The sequence below is a fragment of the Halorubellus litoreus genome, from assembly GCF_055378595.1.
Genome location: NZ_AP043836.1, coordinates 2,415,281 through 2,433,662, shown reverse-complemented (window position 1 = coordinate 2,433,662; position 18,382 = coordinate 2,415,281). Strand labels below are relative to the sequence as shown.

Here is an 18,382-nt window from a genome sequence, read left to right as displayed (position 1 = left end):
GGACCGCGTCGCCGTCACTCACCAGCGACCGCGTCGGCGTCCCCACTCGCTTCGCACGCGGCGCAGTCCCGGCGGTACTGCCAGTAGAGCAGCCCCGCGAACAGCGCGACGCTCGCGACGCCGAGGTACGGCCGGAGCGGGTCGAAGTGCGTCATGAGCGCGGACGAACTGAACAGCGCCAGCAGGACGGCGTTACAGATCGGGCACCCGAACGCGAGGACGCCGGCGGCGACGCTCCCCGCGGCGTACCCGTCACCGAGCGGGTCGGCGACGCGCGAGCGCTGGTAGACGAACGCGCCCGCGAACGCGGCGGTCGCGACGAGGAACGCGTAGTCCGCGAGCGTTCGCTCGACCATGCGGACGTAGACGGGGTTCGGAATGAGGCCCGTCACGGTCCCGAAGACGAGGAACGCGCCGACGCCGACGGCCACGGCTCTCGCGACGCCGGAGCGAACGACCGCGGAGGGACGCGGCAGCGACGACATCGGCCGTCGCCTCAGAGGTAGTCGCCGGCGAGCAGTTCCACGCGCTCTCTGGTCTCCTCCGGAATCGCCTCGGTCGGCGTGTTGACCGTGCCCTCCAACGCGGACCAGGCGTCGCTCTCGAAGTCCTCTGGCATCGTCCGCACGGCCTCCTCGACGACGGCGTTGATGGACTCCTGGTTCGCGGCGGCGTTGTCCAGCACTTCCTGGAGCGTCACCTCGTTGTCCGCCTTCCAGACGTCGTAGTCCGTGACGCCCGTGACGGTCGCGTACGCGAGTTCGGCCTCCCGTGCGAGCTTCGCCTCCGGAATAGCGGTCATGCCGACGACGTCCCAGCCCTGCTCGCGGTAGAACTCGCTCTCGGCGCGCGTCGAGTACTGCGGGCCCTCGATGCAGACGTACGTCCCGTCCTCCTCGACGGTGGCGTCGTGGTCCGCGGACTCGGCGGCGTCCGCGAGGTGCGACTTGAGCGCGGGGTCGTAGGGGTCCGCGAACCCCATGTGGACGACCATGCCGTCGCCGAAGAACGTGTGCTCGCGCTGGCTCGTCCGGTCGAAGATCTGGTCGGGAACGAGGAGCGCGCGCGGCGGGAGGTCCTCGCGGAGGCTCCCGACGGCGTTCGTGGAGATGACGCGGTCGACGCCCGCGTCCTTGAGGGCATAGACGTTCGCTTTGTACGGCGCGTTCGTCGGTGTGTGCTGGTGGTCGGGGCCGTGCCGCGGCAGGAACACGACGTCCTTCCCGTGGAGCGTACCGACGGTGAGGTCGTCGCTCGGTTCGCCGAACGGCGTGGTCACGCTTCGCTTCTCGACGTCTTCCAGGGGGAGCGCCTCGTAGATGCCGCTCCCACCGATGATGCCGATGGACATACCACGGCGTTCCCTCGCCGCGGATTTAAGTGCGACGAGTCGGTGGCGTCGTGGGGTCAGTCCCTCGACCGGCCGCGCTCGACGGGGTCGACGAGCGCCCGGACGCGGGCTGGGACGTCGATGGACACGACGACGCCGGCGGCGAGGTACGCGAGGACGGCGGCACCGACGGTCCACGCCGTCGACGGCTCGCCGAGGGCGCCACCGGCCGCGGCCTGGGCCGCGAAGAACGACGAGACCGCCGCGAGCGAGAGCGCAGCGGTGGTGCGAACGGCGACGTCGCGGTCGACCGCCACGGCGGCCAGCCCGAGCGTCGTGCCGCCGACGAGCCACACGGGGCCGACGTCGAGTGCGTCGACGACGAACGCGAACGGGACGAGGCCGACCGACAGCGCGAGCCAGTGCGCGACGAACCGCGCCGCGGCGGCGAGTACCGACCGGCCACGGGGCGAACTTTCGGGGGACACGACCGGTCCGTCGAACGCCTCGGCGAAAAATCCCGTCGATGGACGAGAGAGCACGTCCTCGACGTTGCGACGCGCTAACAAGGGCTACGAGCCTTCTTACGGGCCGGAAGCGTTTCGGTTCGTATGACCGAGAATCGCGAGTTGACCAAGGGAGACCTCCTCGGACCGATGGTGGCGCTGGCGTGGCCGATGATCGTCATCCAGCTGCTGCAGGTGGCGTACAACGTCGCGGACACGTTCTGGCTCGGCGCGCTGTCGGCGGACGCGGTCGGCGCGCTCAGTCTCGCGTTCCCCATCATCTTCCTCCTCATCTCGGTCGGCGGCGGGTTCACCGCCGCGGGCGCCATCCTCGTCGCCCAGCACACGGGCGCGGGCGGCGACGACGCCGCCGGGAAGGTCGCCGGCCAGACGCTCACGTTCGTCCTCGGCGTCTCGGTCGTCCTCGCCGTCCTTGGCTTCCTCGTCACGGACGCGATGCTCGGCCTGTTCCCCGCGGACCCCGAGACGAAAGCCCGGGTCATCCCGCTCGCCGCGGACTACATGCGGCTGTTCTTCCTCGGCAGCCCCGCGCTCTTCGGGTTCTTCGTCTTCGTCAGCCTGCTACGCGGGTACGGGAACACCCGGACGCCGATGCGGATCATGTTCGTCTCGGTCGTCGTGAACGTCGTCATCGACCCGCTGCTCATCTTCGGGTTCCCGGCGCTCGGGATTCCCGCGATGGGCATCGAGGGCGCCGCGGTCGCGACCGTCCTCAGTCGCGCCATCGCCGCCGTGCTCGGGTTCTACGTCCTCTTCGGGACGACCGTCGGCCCGACAATCGAACGCGCGCACCTCGTCCCCGACCTCGACTCCATCGCGGAGATCGTGCGCGTCGGCGTCCCCTCGGCGCTCGAACAGTCGATGGCGTCGCTCGCGATGGTCACCCTCACCGCGATGATCGCGACGTTCCCGCCCGCCGTCGTCGCCGCGTACGGCCTCGGGAACCGCCTCATCTCGCTCGTGTTCCTCCCCGCGATGGGACTCGGGCAGGCGACGAACACGGTCGTCGGCCAGAACCTCGGCGCGGACAAACCCGAGCGCGCCGCACGAGCGACGTGGCTCGCCGCGAAACTCGTCGCCGTCGTCATGCTCGTCGTCGCCGTCGTCGCGCTCGCGTTCGCCGAACCCATCGTCTCCGTCTTCCTCCGCACCGAGTCCGCGACCGCGACCGAGACCATCCGTCTCGGCGCCGAGTACCTGCGCGTGATGGCGGTCGCGTTCTCGTTCGTCGGCGCGTTCCAGGTGTTCCTCGGCGCGTTCCGCGGCGCCGGCGACACGAAGACCGCGCTCGCGTTCAGCGCCGTCGCACTCTGGGCCGTCCGCGTCCCCGTGACGTTCGCGCTCGCCATCGCCGGCGACTTCGGCGCGACCGGCATCTGGATCGCGGTCGCCGTCGGCGACGTCGTCGGCTGCCTCGCCGCGATGGCGTGGTTCACGCGCGGCACGTGGAAGGACAGCGTCGTCGACCGCGACAGCGATACCGACGACTCGAGAACGAGCGAATCGACGACGACCGACGACGCGACCGGCTCCCCGAGCGACCCCGTCGCGACCGACGACTGACGAACCCCCGCACCTGTCACCCTCCCGCAATCGTCCGCGGACCCTCAGTCGTCCGCGGCCTCGTCGTCCACGAGACGCCACTCGCCGGGGCCGGCGTCCGCGACGACACCACGCCGCTCCATCTCAGTGAGTACCTCCGTCATCCGGTTCGGTTGCGCGATCTCCATCTCGATGCGCTCGACGTCGTGGTACTCCGAGAGATAGTGGCGGATGTCCGCCTTCGAGAACGCGTCCTCGTCGGCGCGCTCCATGACGCCCGAGATGACGTCGATCATGTCCTCGATGAAGTTCCACGGGTACACCATCCACGCCCACTCCTCCAAGTTCTCGCCGACGTAATCCGGCTCGAACTCGCTCGTATCCAGCAACTGGAGCGTTGCGGTCCGGACCTCGCCCGCGTCGCGCTCCATCACGTACTCCTCGGCGCGCCGGATGCTCCCCCCGGTGTCCGCGATGTCGTCGATGATGAGGACGTCCTTCCCGTCCACACTCCCCTCGGGCATCGGGTACCGGACCTGGGGCTCGTCTGCCTTCTGCGCGGTCCCGACGTAGTGCTCCATCTTCAGGCTCGTCAGGTCGTCCAGCCCGAGGAAGTCACAGATGCACCGGCCCGCGAACCAGCCGCCGCGAGCGAGCGCCACGACCACGTCCGGCTCGAACGCGTCCCGCTTCACGTCGTTCGAGACGTCCCGGCACAGCGAGTAGATGTACTCCCAGTTCGTGATGGTGCACTTGAAGTCCTCCGGCAGGTCGCTCATGTCCGCGAATCGGCCGCGTCGCCACTTAACCGTTTACTCACAGCGATGATTCACCGCGACGTCGGCGCGACGAGAACCCACGCCGGAACGTGGCACGCCGACGGGCGCTTCCGCTCGCGAGGAACTACTCTATGTTCGCGAGTGCACCGTCGGCGAGCCCGCGGGTGTCGGCGAGGTCGACGTCGGCCCACGCTTCGACGTCGTACGTGACGTCGACGACGTCGTGGAGGCGTTCGGCGTCGCCGCGAGCGGCGGCCCGTTCGACGGCAGCGCGGAGTTGCCTGCGGACGCGGACCGCCAACGCCTCCCGGTCGACGTCGCGGGCGTCGACGTCGAGGATGTGCGGGAGGTCCTCGCCGTGCTCGGGTTCCTCGGGCCACGCCCGCGGGCCGGGCACGTACGCGGCCTCGTCGCCGTCGAGTGCGGGGACGACGAGCGGCACGGCGTCGGGTTCGACGCGGACGACGTGGAACGACTCCGCGGCCGCGTTCACCCGGTCCGCGAGCGCGTCGTCGTCCACCTCGCGACCGGCGCGGAACGCCGCCTCGTTCACCGCCCGCACGAACTCCGACTCGCTGAGCGCCCCGAACAGCTCGAGGACGCCCGCGAGCTCGTCCGCCGACAGCACCTCCTCGCCCCCGTCCGCGGCGTCGGATTCGGTCACGTCAAGACCGGTTCGCGCGCGACACCAAAACCGTTCGGGCGACGGCGTCGCGGGTTGCCGACGGTTCGAGCGACGTCGGCGAGAACGGCACAAGACACTTTTCGGGGCTGGTCGTGGTCCCGACGATGCCTGCCCGTCGTCGCGTTCTCGCCGCGCTCGCCGCCAGCACCGCGACCGTCGTCGGCGGTTGTCAGTCGTTCGCGTCACGCGACTCGACCCGGGGGACGACCGTGGGGGACGCGACTGCGGCGGAAGCGACCACGTTCGCCGAGGGCGTCGCCGACCCGGCGACGTCCTGCGGCGAGCGCACCGAGCCCCGCGACCCGTACTGGACCGCGGCCGGCCCCGGTCCACGTGACGGGTTCCGGCTCACCGCGAGCGCCGACCGGGTCGCGCTCGGCGACGACGTCACGTTCGCGTTGACGAACGTCAGCGACGACGCGCAGACGACGGGCGTCAGCAAGAAGCTCGACGTCCAGCGCGCCACCGGCGACGGCTGGCGCAGCATCTTCGGAATCGCACCCGACAATTGGGGTATCATCGACAACGCGGTGCGGCACGAACCCGGGAGCGGCTTCGAATGGACGGTCACCGTCTCGAAGCGAGGACTCACGGACGCCTTCGAGTACACGCCGACGTACCGCGTCTGTGGCCCCCTTGAGCCGGGGTCGTACCGGTTCGTCTACTGGGGCACCGGGCGGAACGCGGCGCACGCGGTCGGGTTCGAGGTCGTCGGCGACGCCGCCGGTGTCGGCGACTGAACTCGCGAGTCAGTCCCGGACGCGCTCGATGGCGCGGTGGCTGGCGTCGAGGACGGTCTCGGGGTGGAGGGGAACGTCGTGCCACGCGGGGAGGCGGTCGTCGCGGTCGGGCGCTTTGACGGCGGGCGCGTAGGCTTCTATCTGGTCGCGTTCGTCGTGGGCGTCGTACGCGAAGTCGTTGAACGCGGCGTCGGCGGCGTACTGGTCGACGAGCGCGCTCGCGGTGTCCCGATAGGTGTCGCGGAGCGCGTCGTAGTCCACGGGGACGTCGTGGTCGGCGAGCGCGTTGAACAGCGCGCGCCCGACCTGCTGGCTCATGTCCGAGAGCCCTGTCGGCCCGGAGACGGCGCGGTGGTCGTGCTCGTGGCGGCCGAGATCCACCTGCGCGGAGCGCTCGAAGCCTGCGTGCGCGTACGCGTCGGCGAGCGTCCCGATCTCCAGGCCGAACTCGCGTTGTGCGCGGACCTCGCGGGCGAGGTCGCTCGTCATGGCGAACTCGCCGGCGAGCGCGTACCGGAACGCGTCGAGGTAGTCCACGAACGCGTGGTCGGTCGCGTCGTCGAGCGCCCTGACGAGCGGGCGGACGAACAGGCGGAAGAGCCGGCCGTAGAGCTGGTCGTTCTCGACCCTGGCGTAGTAGCCCTTCGAGAACGCGTACTCGCCGGCGAGCGGCGAGAGGAGCTTCGGGACGTGCCGGTCGGTGTACGTCTTCGCGTCCGCGTCGTGGCAGGCGACGAACTCGGCGACGTCGGCGGCGTGCCCGAGCGCGAGCCAGACGTCGCGGCCCTTGCCCGCGGCACCGCCGAGGTCGTGGTCGGCGAGGACGGCGTCGACCTCGTCGCTGTTGCACCAGAGGAGGTCCGCGTCGAGGTCGAAGGACGCGAGCCAGTCCGCGAAGTCGCCGACGTGCTCGGGCGACGCCGACAGCGGGACGACGACCTTCCCGGGGTCGACGGCTTCGAGCGCCGAGAGCGTGCGCTCGGGCGCCAGCCCGGCGTACTCGCGTTCGGTCATCGGCACCACGACCGCCGCGCGCTCCGTCGGCGCCACCGGGTCAGCGTCCCCGTAATCGTGGAGGGTCGTCACGCGCTCCTGGACGTACTCCATCACGTGAGAGTGAGGCCCGGAGTTGTATAATCGGCGCGATGACGGAACGTCGCACCCACCGAGCGCACCAATGGGCGAGTCCACCACCGAGCGCACCCGTCGGCGAATCGAACTGTTTTTCGTATGAGTGGAGCGTGTTCGAACGCATGGACCTGCTGGACGGCGTCCTCTGGGTGCTGCGCGGGCTCTACCACGGCGTCGCGTGGCTGTTCCGAGTCCTCTGGGTGTTCGACTTCGTCCTCGCGCCGGTCAACTACGTGCGACGGCCGTACACGTGCACCGAGTGCGGCGAGCACTACGGCGGGCCGCCCGCGCAGTGCCGGGAGTGCGGGAACACGCGGTTCGCGGAGCGCTCGTTCTGGTGACCGAGACCGGCGAGGGCGCGCCACGCTGCGCTCGACCGGGGCGCCGTCAGTTGACGGCGCGCGCTTTCGTCGGGAGGCGGCCGGCGACGTGGAGCGCGACGAGGACGACGACGAGGCCGGCGACGAGCGCGGCGTACCCCTGGAACGCCGCCGTGAACGTCACGTCGAGGTCGCGCATCGTACCGAGTGCGACGCTGCCCGTGGACTGCACGAGCATCATCGTCCCCGAGTAGAGCGCGTACGCGCTCCCTCGGTGTTCGTCGGGGAGCGCGTCCAGGAGGTAGATGTCCATCGCGGGGAACAGCGAGTGGATGACGTACCCGATGGCGAGCGAGACGGCGACGACCGCGTACAGACCGGAGACGACCGTGAGCGCCATCAGGAGCGTCGCGAACCCGCCGAGGATGGCGAGGATGACGGGGACGTGCGGGACGCGGTCCATGAGTCTCCCGGTCAGCCAGAACGCGGGGACGCCCGCGGCGAAGATCCCCGTGAGGAGGACGCGGCCGGTCGGGCGCGCGACGTCCTTCGCGACGTCGAGGTACTGGACGTAGAAGTTGAAGACGCCGTTCCAGACGAACCCCGTGAACCCGAGGAAGACGACGCCGGCGACGACGAGCGGCCACTGTGCGCGCGCCCCGGCGATGAGGTCTCGGTCGTCCGCGCCGGCGTCCGGGAGTTCGGCGCGACGCGCGACGAGGTAGAACGCGGTCGTGGTGACCGCGGCGAACACGGCGATGCTGGCGAACACGAGCCGCCAGCGCTCGAACGGAACCGATATCCACGCCGCGGCGAGCGCGACGCCGACGAACAGCGGCGCGGCGACCGCCGCGACCTGACTGGCGGTCCCGTGGATACCGAGCGCTCGCCCGACGCTCTCGGGGAACAGCTCGGAGACGAGCGGGTTCGCGGCGATGAAGTACGCGCCGCTGGCGACGCCCATGAGGAGCGAGCCGACGTACACGCTCGGGAGCGACCACGCGAACGTCGTGAACGTCGCCGCGCCCGTCAGGACGAGGCCGGTGCCGAGGACGACGTGATGCCGGGGGACGCGCGTGAGCAGCCAGCCGGTCGGGATGCGTGGGAGCGCGCTCCCGAGCCAGACGAGCGTCGCGATGAGACCGATCTTGCCCTGGGACGTGACGTCGAAGGATGCGGCGAGCGCGTCGAGCATCGGCGCGAACGCGACGCGCGGGAAGTTCACGAGGAACACCATCGCGCACATCGCACCGAACAGTTTCGTCCGTCCCTGTGTCACGCATCGGCCTTCGACGGTCGTCCGCTTACGTATTTCGAACCGAAACTGGCGTGCCGGTTCAGATTCGAACGTCTCGCGTCAACACCTGGAGGGGTCACCGCAGGGTTTTATTACGTGAGTTCGTAGGCCGGAGCATGAAATCTGTCAGGAAGGCGCTCCGCGACGGCTCGCTGTTCAAGGATACGTACGAGCGACTGAACTGCGCCGAGTGCGAGAAGAAGCTCGGGACGAAGAACGACCCGGACGAGATCGGGACGGTGCGCGTCTGCGAGGAGTGCGGCGGCGAGTGGAAGGAACTGTAGAGCCACAGCGCGCGCTCGACCGTCGCGTCGAACGCGCTGACTACTCGAACGCGCTGACTACTCGAACGTCGCGTCGAACGCGTCGGCGCCGAGGGGGTCGAACGCGCCGGCGGCGACGTTGTCAGCGACGTGCGCGGTCGAGGACGCGCCGACGAGCGCGCTGGTGACGCCGGGCGCGGACCGCGCGAAGTTGATCGCTCGCTGGGCGGGCGTGTCGCCGTCGAGTTTCGCGTCGACGGCGTCCGGGATGGCGTCGGCGGTGGCGAGGTCGCCCTGGTGGAGGGACGCGGACGTGAACACGTCGAGACCGGCGGTGTTCGCGAGTTCGAGGACGCTGACGTCGCCGTCGGCGCTCGACTGGCTCTTCTCGGTGAACGCGCCCGCCATGTGGACGTTGAACGGCAGTTGGACCGCGCGGAAGGACGTGGCGGCGTTCCCGACGCGGTCGGCCGCGGCACGGGCGCGCGAGACGACTTCGGCGAGCGAGAGGTACTTCGGGTGGTCGCGGGGGACGCGGAAGCACTCCCAGGTCGCGACGCCGTAGTGCCGGAGGTCGCCGGTCGCGACGCGTTCCTCCATCGCGACGAACGCGTCCTCGATGGCGTCGTACACCGTCTCCCGGTCGTGCTCGGCGAGCTGGACCTCGGGGTTGTGCAGGTAGTACAGGTCGATGACGTCGAGGTCGAGCGCGTCGAGCGACCGGTCGAGCTGGTCGTGGACGAACGCGGGCGTCATCGCGTGCTGGCCGGCGACGAGGTCCTCGCGCTCGAGGGGGCCGTCGTCGACGAACCGCTCGCGGACGTACCGCCCGGGGTCGTCGGGGCGGTCGCCGTCGAACGGCACGAACCCGCACTTGGAGGCGACGAGGAGCGCCTCCCGGTCGACGTCGACGTCCGCGATGGCGCGGCCGACGACGCGCTCGCTGCGTTGCGCACGATAGTTCCGCGCGGTATCGACCACGCTGATACCGCTCTCGACCGCCTCGACTATCGCGTCGTGGTACGCGTCGTCGACCGCGTCCGTCGCGTCGCCGAGGTACGTGCCGAGGCCGATACTGGAGACGACGCCGTCCCCGAACCGCCGGAAGTACGTCCGCCCGAAGTCGTCGGTGTGACGGTCTCGGTAGTCCCACGTCGCCGTCTGCGTGACCATACCGGTCGCTAGCGGTGGTGGCGACAAAAGACCCGCGTTCGACCCGGTTCGGACTTCACAACCGTCATGAGGTCGACCGTCGTAAGCCGGCCAGTGACGAGACTACAGCCCGGAGGACACCTGTGAGCGCGCCGCGTCGACTCGTCGACGGACTCGTGCGCCGGTTCGGCGCTCGCGTCGGCGGATCCGGCGACGGCGTCGTCGTCGCCGCGGTCATCGCGAGCACGTTCTTCATCGGGTTCGGCGGTGGCGTCATCTACCCGATCCTCCCGAACCTCGGGGAGGTCCTCGGGTTCTCGTCGTTCCTCGTCGGCCTCATCCTGAGCGCGAACCGGTTCTCGCGGCTGTTCGCGAACGCGCCGGCGGGCGCGCTCGTCGACCGCATCGGCACCCGGAAACCGTTCGTCGTCGGGATGGTCGTCCAGGGCGTCGCGACGCTGGGATACGTCGTCGCGATGCTCGCGCCGTTCCCCGAGGGCTGGTTCATGCTCGCTCGCATCCTCTGGGGCGTCGGGAGCGCGCTCGTGTTCGCGACCGCGTACACGATCGCCTCGGACGTCAGCGACGCCGGGTCCCGCGGCGCGAACATGGGCCTCATCCGCGGTGGCGTCCTGTTCGGGTTCCCGACGGGCGTCGTCGTCGGCGGCGTCGTCAGCGAACTCGCGAGCACCGTCACCGCGTTCGCCGTCGCGAGCGCGTTCGCGTTCCTCGCCAGCGTCGTCGCGTACGCGACCGTCCCCGAGACGCACGTCGACCCCGGCGAGTCGACGACCGCGAAGCCGTGGGACGTCGACACGAGCGTGCCCGCGCTCACCGTCGGCATCGTGAACTTCGCCGTCCTCTTCGTCTACATCGGTGCGCTGTTCGCGACGCTCGTCCTCTTCCTCGCCGAGAACACCATCACCGTCTTCGGGTTCGACGCGCAGGGGTCGTCGGGCATCTTCATGGGCGTCACGGTCGTCGCCGCCGGCCTGTCGATGTACGCCGGCGGGTACGTGAGCGACCGGCGCGCGTCACGCGTCCCCGTCCTCCTCGGGTTCCTCGCCGCGACGTCGCTCGGGTTCCTCGGGCTCGCCGCGGCCGACTCCGTCGGGACGCTCGCGCTCGCCTGCCTCTGCGTCGGCGTCGGCCAGGGCGGCACGAGCGGCCCGCTCATGGCGCTGCTCGCGGACCTCGTCCCCGAGGACCGCATGGGGCGCGCGGTCGGGACGAACAACGTCTTCGGTGACATCGGCGGCGGATTCGGGCCCATCGTCACGCTCCCGCTCGTCGACCGCCTCGGGTTCGCGCCCATCTACGTCGCCTGCGCGATACTCCCCGCCGCCGCCGCGGTCGTCCTCCTCGCCGGCGTCCACCGGGAGACCGGGCAGTTCGTCCCGATGGTCGGTTCTCACTCCGACGAATCCGTCGACTGATCGAACGGTCACCCAGCGAGGTCAGTAGTCGCCGGCCATCGCGGTGAACAATCGCTGCGAGAACTCCTCGCGGCTGACGCCGTCGCTCGGCCCGATACCGTTCATGTGGTCAAGCGAGAGCTGGCCGCCGCCCATGCGTGCGTGCCCGCCGGCCTCCGCCATCGGGATGCCCTCGACGGCGGCCTGGAGCGCCTCGCCCATGTGAACGCGGTCGTCGCGCGAGCGCCCGGAGACGTGCACGGTCCCGTCGTGGTTCCCGAACACGACGACGGCGGTGACGCCCTCGCGGTGCGTGAGCTCGTCCGCCGCCTGCGGGATGGCGTCCACGTTCGGGACGTCGTCGAGGTCGCAGACCGCGTACGACCCCTCGACCTCGTGATTCATGATGGCTTTCGCCTTCGTCTGCAGGACCTCCACGGGGACCTGCGGGTTCGCGATCCGGTCGAGCAAGTCCTCGTTGATCGCGGGGTAGAGGTACGCGCTCGCCTCGAACTCGTGCTCGCTACAGCCCTTCGTCAGGTGGTTCGTGTCCGACTGGATGCCGTACACGAGCCCGGTCGCGAGATGCGGGGAAATGGAGAGGCCGTCGTCCGCGCCGACGGTCGCGTCGAGCTCCTCGAAGTAATCGACGAACAGCGACGCGCACGCGCCGACGTCCGGCCGGACGTCCGTCACGCGGCCGGTGCCGTCGCCGGGGTGATGGTCGACGACCGCGAGCGGGTCGACGCCTTCGGCGCCCTGGAACCCGCGCGGTTCGTTGTGGTCGACGAGGACGACGTCGTCGTGGAGGTCGCCGCGGGTCTCGATACAGTCGAGCTCCAGGTCGAGGACGGTCCGGAACGCGCGGTTCTCCTGGTGTCGTATCGACCCCGGGTACTGGAGGACGGGGGTCGCGTCGGCGTTGCGAGCGATGGTCGCGGCAGCCATCGCCGACGCCATCGCGTCCGGGTCCGGGTTCGGGTGCATGAGGATGGAGACGTCGTCGACGCTCCCGAACGCACGCTTCAGTCGGCGTGCCGGATGCTGTCGTCGCTTCCACCACCAGGCGAGCGCGCCGAGCGCGCCGAGTGCGACGACGGCGACGGCGGCGAGCGCGGGCATCGAGAGCTCGTCACCGACGAACTGGAGAGGGACGTGCGCCGGCGACGCGTCGAACCGCAGTGCCATGACCGACCACATAGGGCCGGAGGCAAAGAAGGTTCCCCCATCGGGCGAATCGCCGCGTTATCGGTCGGTCGTGTCGGTGTACGCGTCGATAGCGGCGGTATAGCCCTCGCGGTACGTGGGGTACCGGAACTCGTAGCCGAGGTCGCGGAGCCGCGAGTTGTCGACGCGTTTCTCGGCGCGGATGCGGCGTTCGGCGGCGGCGGAGAGGTCGCCGTCGGCGAGGCGTTCGGTCGTCGTCTGCTTCTCGGGCGCGGGTTCGCCGCAGGCGTCGGCGAGGTGGTCGGCGAACGTCCACTTCGAGACGGGTTCGTCGTCGACGACGTGGACGACGTCGCCGCGAGCGCGGTCGGTCTCGAGGAGGAACCGGACGGCGCCGGCGGCGTCGTCGCGATGGATCATGTTCAGGTAGCCTTCGGTGACGGGGCCGTCGACGTACCGCTCCAGCCGGTACCGGTCGGGGCCGTAGAGCCCGGCGAAGCGCGCGACGGTGCCGTCGATGCCGTAGAGACGGTCGGCGGCGAGCGCGACGGCTTCGGCGCTCGCGAGCACCCGCGTCTTCGCGGTCGTCGGATCGATGGGCGTGGACTCGTCCACCCAGTCGCCGCCGTGGTCGCCGAACACGCCAGTGCTGGACGTGTAGACGAGGCGTCGCGGCGGGTCGTCCCGGGTCGCGTACTCGCCGAGCGCGGTCTGGAGGCCGTCGACGTACACCTCGCGGGCGACGTCGGCCCCACGCCCGCCCGAGGAGGCGGCGAACACTAGCGCGTCGGCGTCCGGGAGCGCCGCGACCGATTCGGCGTCCGTGACGTCCGCCTGCACGCCGTCGAAGCCCGCGCCCTCGATGGCGTCGAGCCCCGATTCGCTCCGGCGGACGCCGACGACGTCGTGCCCGCGGTCGACGAGCTGGCGGCCGAGTTCGATACCGACGTACCCACAGCCGAGGACGACCACTCGCATACGCGACGGTCGGGCGAGCACGAACTTGAACCCTCCCGTCTCGCGGCGGCGATGGCGACCGGCGGCCGGCGACCTCGCCGTGCGCGGTCAGCGCTGGCGGCTCGCGACCCCTGACCGCATCGGTCAGCGCTGGCGGCTGGCGATGACGTGCTGGATGTGGACGTACTCGTCGAACGACATGGGTGCGCGGCGCTCGATCTTCTGCTGGACCTCCTTCGCGTCCAGTTCGATGGCGAGGTCGCTCTCGACGGCGTCGACGTCCATGACGCCGGTGGTCATCCCGAGCAGGAGGTGATCGCACGCGATCTCGACGACGGTGTCGGGGTCGGCGACGCCGTCCTTCAGGGAGAGCACGGCCGCGGCGTCCGCGAGCGAGAGGCCCTCGGGGAGGTCGGCGTCGGCGAGCCGTTCGACGGCGTCGCGGTCGAGGCCGGTGGCGTCGACGACGGCGTCGACGCCGTGGCTCTCGACGACGGCGGCGAGGTCCTGGGCGTACTCGGCGCGGAGGTCGTCGACGGAGAGCCCGTCGACGTCGTGGCGCTGGTCGTGGAACATGGACGGTCGTTGCCGCCGCGGGTACAAATCTCCATCACACTCGCCGCGACGACAGCGAGTGGCGGTCGACGCGTTCGCGGTCTCGTTCCTCGCCGTTTCGTCGACGGCGTCGCTCGCGCCCGGTCTGGTGTCGGGGACTGGGTTCGGCCACCCGGGTGAGTCCTCGAACGCGACGAGGTTCCGGTCGCCGAGGCCGCCGCGACCGGGTGGGACGACGACGGCGACGGGGACGGTGGCGCGCGCGGTGACGCGGTCGGCGTACCCGAGGCGGTCGTCGACGCCGTCGCCGTCGACGTCCACGGCGACCGCCGCGCCGTCGCGGACGTACGTCGTCCCGCCGGCGCCACTGGCTGTGCCGTCGCGCGCTCGGACGGCGAACGTCGGGTACGTGGCGTTCGCGTCCACGACCCAGACGTTCGCGGTCGCGTACCAGTGTCCGGGGACGGGCGCGAGCGGGAGGCCGAGGAACGACGCGTTCGTCGAGTTCGTGGCGCCGCCGACGAACTCGCGCGTGGCGTTCTCGGCGACGCCGCCGGCGCGCGCGTCGAGGTACGACCGGAGTTCCGCGACGAGGTCGTCCGCGGGTCGGACGGTGCTGCTGGCGCGCGCTCGCCGGAGCGCCGCGGCGACGTGCGTTCGCGTCGCGTCCCGGAACTGCGCGTCGACGGTACTGACTCCTGCGGTGTCCGCGGCGCGCTCTGCGGTCGCGGCGACGATACGGGCGGTGGCGCTCTCGTTCACGATGGCGCGACCGCGAGCGGCGGTCGTCGAGTAGGTCGCGAACGCGTCCGCGACGGCGGCGCTCGCGACGTCTCGTTCGAGCGCGGTGCGTGCGGCGAGCGTCGACGCAACCCGCCCGCGGGTGGCGGCGACGGACGCGGCGACCGCGTCCCGCACGCGATTCTCGCGTCCGGTGAGCGCGTCCGTCCGGTCGGCTTCGGGGACGTCCCCGGCGCGCTCGAGCTGGCGGACGGCCGCGCGGAGCGTCGTCCCGCCGGCGCCGGGTGCGACCGCGTCGACGACGCGCGACGCGACGTCTCCCGAGGGCACGGTGAAGACGTTCACGTTCCGCGCGGCGAGCGGATGCACGCTGCTGGCGCGCGCGACCGACGGGACGCGCTCGGCGTCGACGCCGTCGACGACGAGGTACGACGGCGACCCCATGACGGCGACGTCGACGTCGCCGACGAGGTGGTTCGACGCCGCTGGCGGCGGGTCGTCGTCGGTATCCTGGATGGCGCGCTGGACGGCGGCGACGCCGCCGACGGCGCGGTCGGTCACGTCCGCGACCGTCCGGTCGACCGCACGGCGAGCACGGGAGAGGACGCGTTCGTCGGCGCGCACCCTCGCTTCGAGGCGCGCTTCGACGCGAGCGAGGTACGCGCGTTCGGCGGCGACGGTGGCGAGCGCCGCGACGGAGTCGTACTCGGCGCGCGCCGGTGCGAGCGCCGCTCGGCGGTCGCGGACGGCGTCGAGGAGGGCCGCTGTCGCCGGGTCGCCGGTGAGCGCGCTCTCGCGCTCGACGGCGACGGAGAGGTTCCGGACGTCCTCGCGGAGGGTGGCGACGGCATCATAGACGACCGCTCGGGTCCGGTTCGTCGTCCGGCCGCGTGCCGGAATCGTCCGCAGGCCGGGGTCGCCGACGGCAGCACGGCCGGCGATGCTGTCGACGCCGCCCTGGACGGCGAGCGCGCGGTCCGCGTCGCGCGCCACGTCCACGAGGTTCGGGTCGACGTCGGAGCGCTCGCGGAACGCCGACGGGACGGCGCCGGTGACCGCGTCGAGGTCGACGCGGTCGCTCGCGTTCGGCCGGTGACTGGCGTGCACGGCGACGCCCACGCGCACGCGACCCTGCGTGGTGTCGGTCGTCTCGGTTCTCTCGGTCCGCTCGGTCGTCTCGTTCCGTCGCGTCCACGTGGTCCGCGCCGTCCGCGTGACGGTCACCGACCGCGTCGCGGCGTGGACGCGCGTCTCGTCGGCTCGCGGCGCAGGGATGGGACCGGACCCGTCGGCGACGGCGACGTCCCGGCTCGTGGTCGTCGAGCCGGCGGTCCAGTTCGGGCCGGGCGACCGCGGGTCCGGCGTCGGCGCGCGCTCGACGGTTCGCGTGCGGACCGCCGGCCGGAGCGCGGCGTCGTAGCTCGCACCGACGACGGCGTCGAGTCCCGGCCCGTCCTCGCCGGCGAGGAACGCGGCGAACGCGTCGTCGGCGGTCGCACCCACCGACACCGAGAGCGCGCTCTCGGGGCCGGCGTCGGGTTCCGGTATCGCGGGGACGTCGGGCGAGGTGTACGCGAACGTCCCGCCGGGATGCGACCCGAGGACGGCGTCGAGGTAGCGTTCGGCGTTCGCGCCCGGGCGCTTCCACTGCTGGGTGAACTCGCGGACGCCGACGCGAGCGATGGCGCGCCGGTACGCGCGGACGCCGGCCGCGTCCGCCCTGCCGAACGTGCCGCGCTGGGTCGCGAGCGCCGCGCCGTTCGCGGCGAGCGCGACGTGCCGGGTCGCGAGGACGTTCCCGACCGGCCCGCCGGCGTACTGCGCGCCTCCGCGGAGCCACGCCAGCGCGTAGAGGCGCGCCGCGAACTGTCGACCGAACCCGTGGCCGGCGACCGCGCCACGCGAGAGGCGTTCGTCGTACGCCGCGACCTGGTCGTGGAGCGCGAGCGCGGGCGATGCGACCGTCACGGCGAACGACCGTTTTTCGCGGCGGACGACGCGGTCGTCGACGCGCACGGTCAGGGAGACGTTCCGGACGGCGACCGCGACGGTCGCGTTCCCCCGCCCGGACAGCGAGACGCGTCGCTTCGCGGCTCGGAGGTCGTCGGGGTCGTCGACGTCGGGGAGCGAGAGCGTGGCGGTCGCGTCGCCGACGCGGACGGTCGTCGCGGCGAGCGCACGCTCGACGCGAACGTATCCGCGGACGCTCAGCGCGTCACGGTACGGGCGACTGTCGTTCAGGACGCGCCCGTAAGGGGTGTCCGCCGGCGAGACGACGGGGTTCGCGGCGCCACGTGCGAGCGCCGTCGAGACCGCCGTCCTGAGCGCGGTGCGCGCGCCGGCGGTCGCTCGCTCCACCGCGACCGCGGCGTCGGGCCGCGCGGGCTCGGGCGTCGGCCGGGAGACGGTGGCGGCGACGCCCGCGGCGGCGACGAGCAGGAGCGCGCCGACGAGCGCGAACGGGACGCGACCGCGGTCGTCGTCGGCGAGCCTCACGGCGACCACGTCCTGACGGTGAGAACGACGACGCGCGGCCTGGCAGCGGCCGCGGCCTCCTCGGGGGTCTCGTACTCCGAGCGCACTGCGGCGACGTACCGGTCGGCGAGCGATCGCGAGAGGAGCGCGTTCGCGCGCTGGACGCGACCGCCGGCGAGCGCGCCCGTCGGCTCCACGTCCAGCGCTCCTCCGAGCGTCCGGTACCGCGAGACGACCGCGGACCGCGTCGCGGGGTCGCGGAGCGCCCAGCGCGTCCGCGACGGCGCCAGCACCGTGGGGACCGTCGCGTCCGCCACGGTGCGCGCAACCCCCTGAACGCCGTCCTCGGCCGCCGCACCTCGAACCTCGCCCGGGTTCGGACCGCTTCCGACGGGCACCCGGATGCGAGCGACCGAGACGTCCACGTCCCGCGGCACCGCCGGCCCAACCGTCGCCTCCCCCGACGCTTCGCTCCCAGGGAGTGGCGCGTACGACGCCGTGACGTTCACCACCGCGTCGAGACCCGCGAACGTGGTCCGCGTTCGGTTCGCGACACCTGCCCGGAACCGGTTCCCGGCGTCCGGCGAGCCGCTGGTGTCGACCGAGCCGCTCCCGGGAACACCGAAGTCCGCGACCGCTGCACGAGCGAGTAGCGCCGCGAGCGTCCCGTGGGTGCGTCGGTCGCCGGGAGCGTCGACCGTGGTGGTCGTCGTGGACAGCAGCGTCGTCGCGCGGTCAGCGGTCCGCGCGTCGTGAGCCTCTGGCGGCGGGGAGGCGGCCGCGAGAACGCCGACGGCGGCGGAGACGAGGAGGAGACAGCAGACGACGTCGAGCGTCGTGCTCGACGCACGGTCGCTCCGAGCGCGAGGGCGGTCGCCGCTGGATTCGCTGTCAGTCGAACTCATCGCCACACCACGACGCGGAGGCGGCCGGTGACGACGACGCCGGGGGCGACGCGAACGGCGACGGGTCGCGTTGCACTCGCAGCGTCGGGCGGGCTCGCCGGGCCGACGCGCCAGCGGTCGTCGTCGGTCGCGAGCACGAACGCGGCGTCGTAGCCGTCGGGCGCGGTCGAACGGGCGTCCGCGAGGTCGCCGGGGCGGACGACGCCGTCGGTCGCGAGCGCGTCCACGGCCCGCTGGAGCGTCGGCTCCGCGACGCGCGGGTCCGCGGGCTCGGGGAACGCACCGTAGAGCGAGCTCGCGTACAGCGCGAGCGCCGCGCCGACGACCATCGTCGCCGCGAGCGCCGGCAGCGGGCCGGTTTGCCCGCGTCCGTCCCGAGATGAACGAGTGCGGTCGGCCAC

18 protein-coding genes and 1 pseudogene are annotated in these 18,382 nt (G+C 71.8%); 5 read left to right on the top strand and 14 right to left on the bottom strand.

What is annotated here, in order from left to right:
- Positions 1 to 14 precede the first annotated feature (14 nt).
- The 3 genes from ACZ48X_RS16320 to ACZ48X_RS16310 are packed head-to-tail and all read right to left on the bottom strand — an operon-like array spanning position 15 to position 1,818.
- Entirely contained in the window at positions 15 to 485 is a 471-nt protein-coding gene (locus tag ACZ48X_RS16320) for a hypothetical protein (protein WP_336348698.1), read from the bottom strand.
- A gap of 11 nt (positions 486 to 496) precedes the next feature.
- The gene (gene mtnP, locus ACZ48X_RS16315) at positions 497 to 1,351 is read right to left on the bottom strand and encodes an S-methyl-5'-thioadenosine phosphorylase (protein ID WP_336348699.1); all 855 of its coding nucleotides are present in this window, start codon (positions 1,349 to 1,351) and stop codon (positions 497 to 499) included.
- Positions 1,352 to 1,407: 56 nt separating this feature from the next.
- Positions 1,408 to 1,818: a hypothetical protein gene (locus ACZ48X_RS16310; protein WP_336348700.1), complete on the bottom strand. Its 411-nt coding sequence runs from the start codon at positions 1,816 to 1,818 to the stop codon at positions 1,408 to 1,410.
- 123 nt (positions 1,819 to 1,941) lie between these two features.
- On the opposite strand from ACZ48X_RS16310, the gene ACZ48X_RS16305 reads away from it, so the two are divergent.
- Positions 1,942 to 3,420 (top strand): MATE family efflux transporter, encoded by a 1,479-nt coding sequence (locus tag ACZ48X_RS16305; protein WP_336348701.1) that lies wholly within the window; start codon positions 1,942 to 1,944, stop codon positions 3,418 to 3,420.
- A 44-nt stretch (positions 3,421 to 3,464) separates the two neighbouring features.
- Here the strand turns inward: ACZ48X_RS16305 and ACZ48X_RS16300 are convergent, their stop codons facing one another.
- Both ACZ48X_RS16300 and ACZ48X_RS16295 read right to left on the bottom strand, forming a co-directional pair.
- Entirely contained in the window at positions 3,465 to 4,178 is a 714-nt protein-coding gene (locus ACZ48X_RS16300; protein WP_336348702.1) for a phosphoribosyltransferase, read from the bottom strand.
- 124 nt (positions 4,179 to 4,302) lie between these two features.
- Entirely contained in the window at positions 4,303 to 4,842 is a 540-nt protein-coding gene (locus ACZ48X_RS16295; protein WP_336348703.1) for a DUF7109 family protein, read from the bottom strand.
- 125 nt (positions 4,843 to 4,967) lie between these two features.
- On the opposite strand from ACZ48X_RS16295, the gene ACZ48X_RS16290 reads away from it, so the two are divergent.
- A complete protein-coding gene (locus tag ACZ48X_RS16290; protein ID WP_336348704.1) occupies positions 4,968 to 5,603 on the top strand; it encodes a hypothetical protein in 636 nt (211 codons plus the stop codon).
- 9 nt (positions 5,604 to 5,612) lie between these two features.
- Here ACZ48X_RS16290 and ACZ48X_RS16285 read toward each other — a convergent pair whose 3' ends face one another.
- Entirely contained in the window at positions 5,613 to 6,710 is a 1,098-nt protein-coding gene (locus ACZ48X_RS16285; protein ID WP_336348705.1) for a glycosyltransferase family protein, read from the bottom strand.
- A 146-nt stretch (positions 6,711 to 6,856) separates the two neighbouring features.
- Between ACZ48X_RS16285 and ACZ48X_RS16280 the strand changes: the two genes are divergently transcribed.
- Positions 6,857 to 7,075 (top strand): hypothetical protein, encoded by a 219-nt coding sequence (locus ACZ48X_RS16280; protein ID WP_336348706.1) that lies wholly within the window; start codon positions 6,857 to 6,859, stop codon positions 7,073 to 7,075.
- A 46-nt stretch (positions 7,076 to 7,121) separates the two neighbouring features.
- Here the strand turns inward: ACZ48X_RS16280 and ACZ48X_RS16275 are convergent, their stop codons facing one another.
- Complete coding sequence (locus ACZ48X_RS16275) at positions 7,122 to 8,291, bottom strand: MFS transporter (protein ID WP_379761990.1); 1,170 nt, start codon at positions 8,289 to 8,291, stop codon at positions 7,122 to 7,124.
- 176 nt (positions 8,292 to 8,467) lie between these two features.
- Between ACZ48X_RS16275 and ACZ48X_RS16270 the strand changes: the two genes are divergently transcribed.
- A complete protein-coding gene (locus ACZ48X_RS16270) occupies positions 8,468 to 8,635 on the top strand; it encodes an HVO_0758 family zinc finger protein (RefSeq protein ID WP_227131882.1) in 168 nt (55 codons plus the stop codon).
- Positions 8,636 to 8,692: 57 nt separating this feature from the next.
- Here ACZ48X_RS16270 and ACZ48X_RS16265 read toward each other — a convergent pair whose 3' ends face one another.
- Positions 8,693 to 9,787 (bottom strand): aldo/keto reductase, encoded by a 1,095-nt coding sequence (locus tag ACZ48X_RS16265; protein ID WP_336348708.1) that lies wholly within the window; start codon positions 9,785 to 9,787, stop codon positions 8,693 to 8,695.
- Positions 9,788 to 9,942: 155 nt separating this feature from the next.
- Here ACZ48X_RS16265 and ACZ48X_RS16260 point away from each other — a divergent pair, with 155 nt between their 5' ends.
- Positions 9,943 to 11,202, top strand: a complete 1,260-nt coding sequence (locus tag ACZ48X_RS16260; protein WP_379761992.1) for an MFS transporter — start codon at positions 9,943 to 9,945, stop codon at positions 11,200 to 11,202.
- 21 nt (positions 11,203 to 11,223) lie between these two features.
- On the opposite strand, the gene ACZ48X_RS16255 is transcribed toward ACZ48X_RS16260, so the two are convergent.
- The 6 genes and pseudogenes from ACZ48X_RS16255 to ACZ48X_RS16230 all read right to left on the bottom strand — a co-directional run bounded on the left by ACZ48X_RS16255 (position 11,224) and on the right by ACZ48X_RS16230 (position 18,382).
- A complete protein-coding gene (locus ACZ48X_RS16255) occupies positions 11,224 to 12,369 on the bottom strand; it encodes a DHH family phosphoesterase (RefSeq protein WP_379761781.1) in 1,146 nt (381 codons plus the stop codon).
- A gap of 57 nt (positions 12,370 to 12,426) precedes the next feature.
- Positions 12,427 to 13,326 (bottom strand): NAD-dependent epimerase/dehydratase family protein, encoded by a 900-nt coding sequence (locus tag ACZ48X_RS16250; RefSeq protein WP_336348711.1) that lies wholly within the window; start codon positions 13,324 to 13,326, stop codon positions 12,427 to 12,429.
- A gap of 123 nt (positions 13,327 to 13,449) precedes the next feature.
- The gene (locus tag ACZ48X_RS16245; protein ID WP_379761994.1) at positions 13,450 to 13,881 is read right to left on the bottom strand and encodes a DUF5791 family protein; all 432 of its coding nucleotides are present in this window, start codon (positions 13,879 to 13,881) and stop codon (positions 13,450 to 13,452) included.
- Between the two features lie 159 nt (positions 13,882 to 14,040).
- Positions 14,041 to 17,097: pseudogene (locus ACZ48X_RS16240) on the bottom strand (DUF7286 family protein); the annotation flags it as partial.
- The gene (locus ACZ48X_RS16235) at positions 17,094 to 17,981 is read right to left on the bottom strand and encodes a DUF7284 family protein (protein ID WP_336348713.1); all 888 of its coding nucleotides are present in this window, start codon (positions 17,979 to 17,981) and stop codon (positions 17,094 to 17,096) included. The pseudogene ACZ48X_RS16240 and the gene ACZ48X_RS16235, both read right to left, overlap by 4 nt.
- On the bottom strand, positions 17,978 to 18,382 hold the full coding sequence (locus tag ACZ48X_RS16230) for a DUF7285 family protein (protein WP_336348714.1): 405 nt from the start codon (positions 18,380 to 18,382) through the stop codon (positions 17,978 to 17,980). Before ACZ48X_RS16230 ends, ACZ48X_RS16235 begins: the two co-directional genes overlap by 4 nt.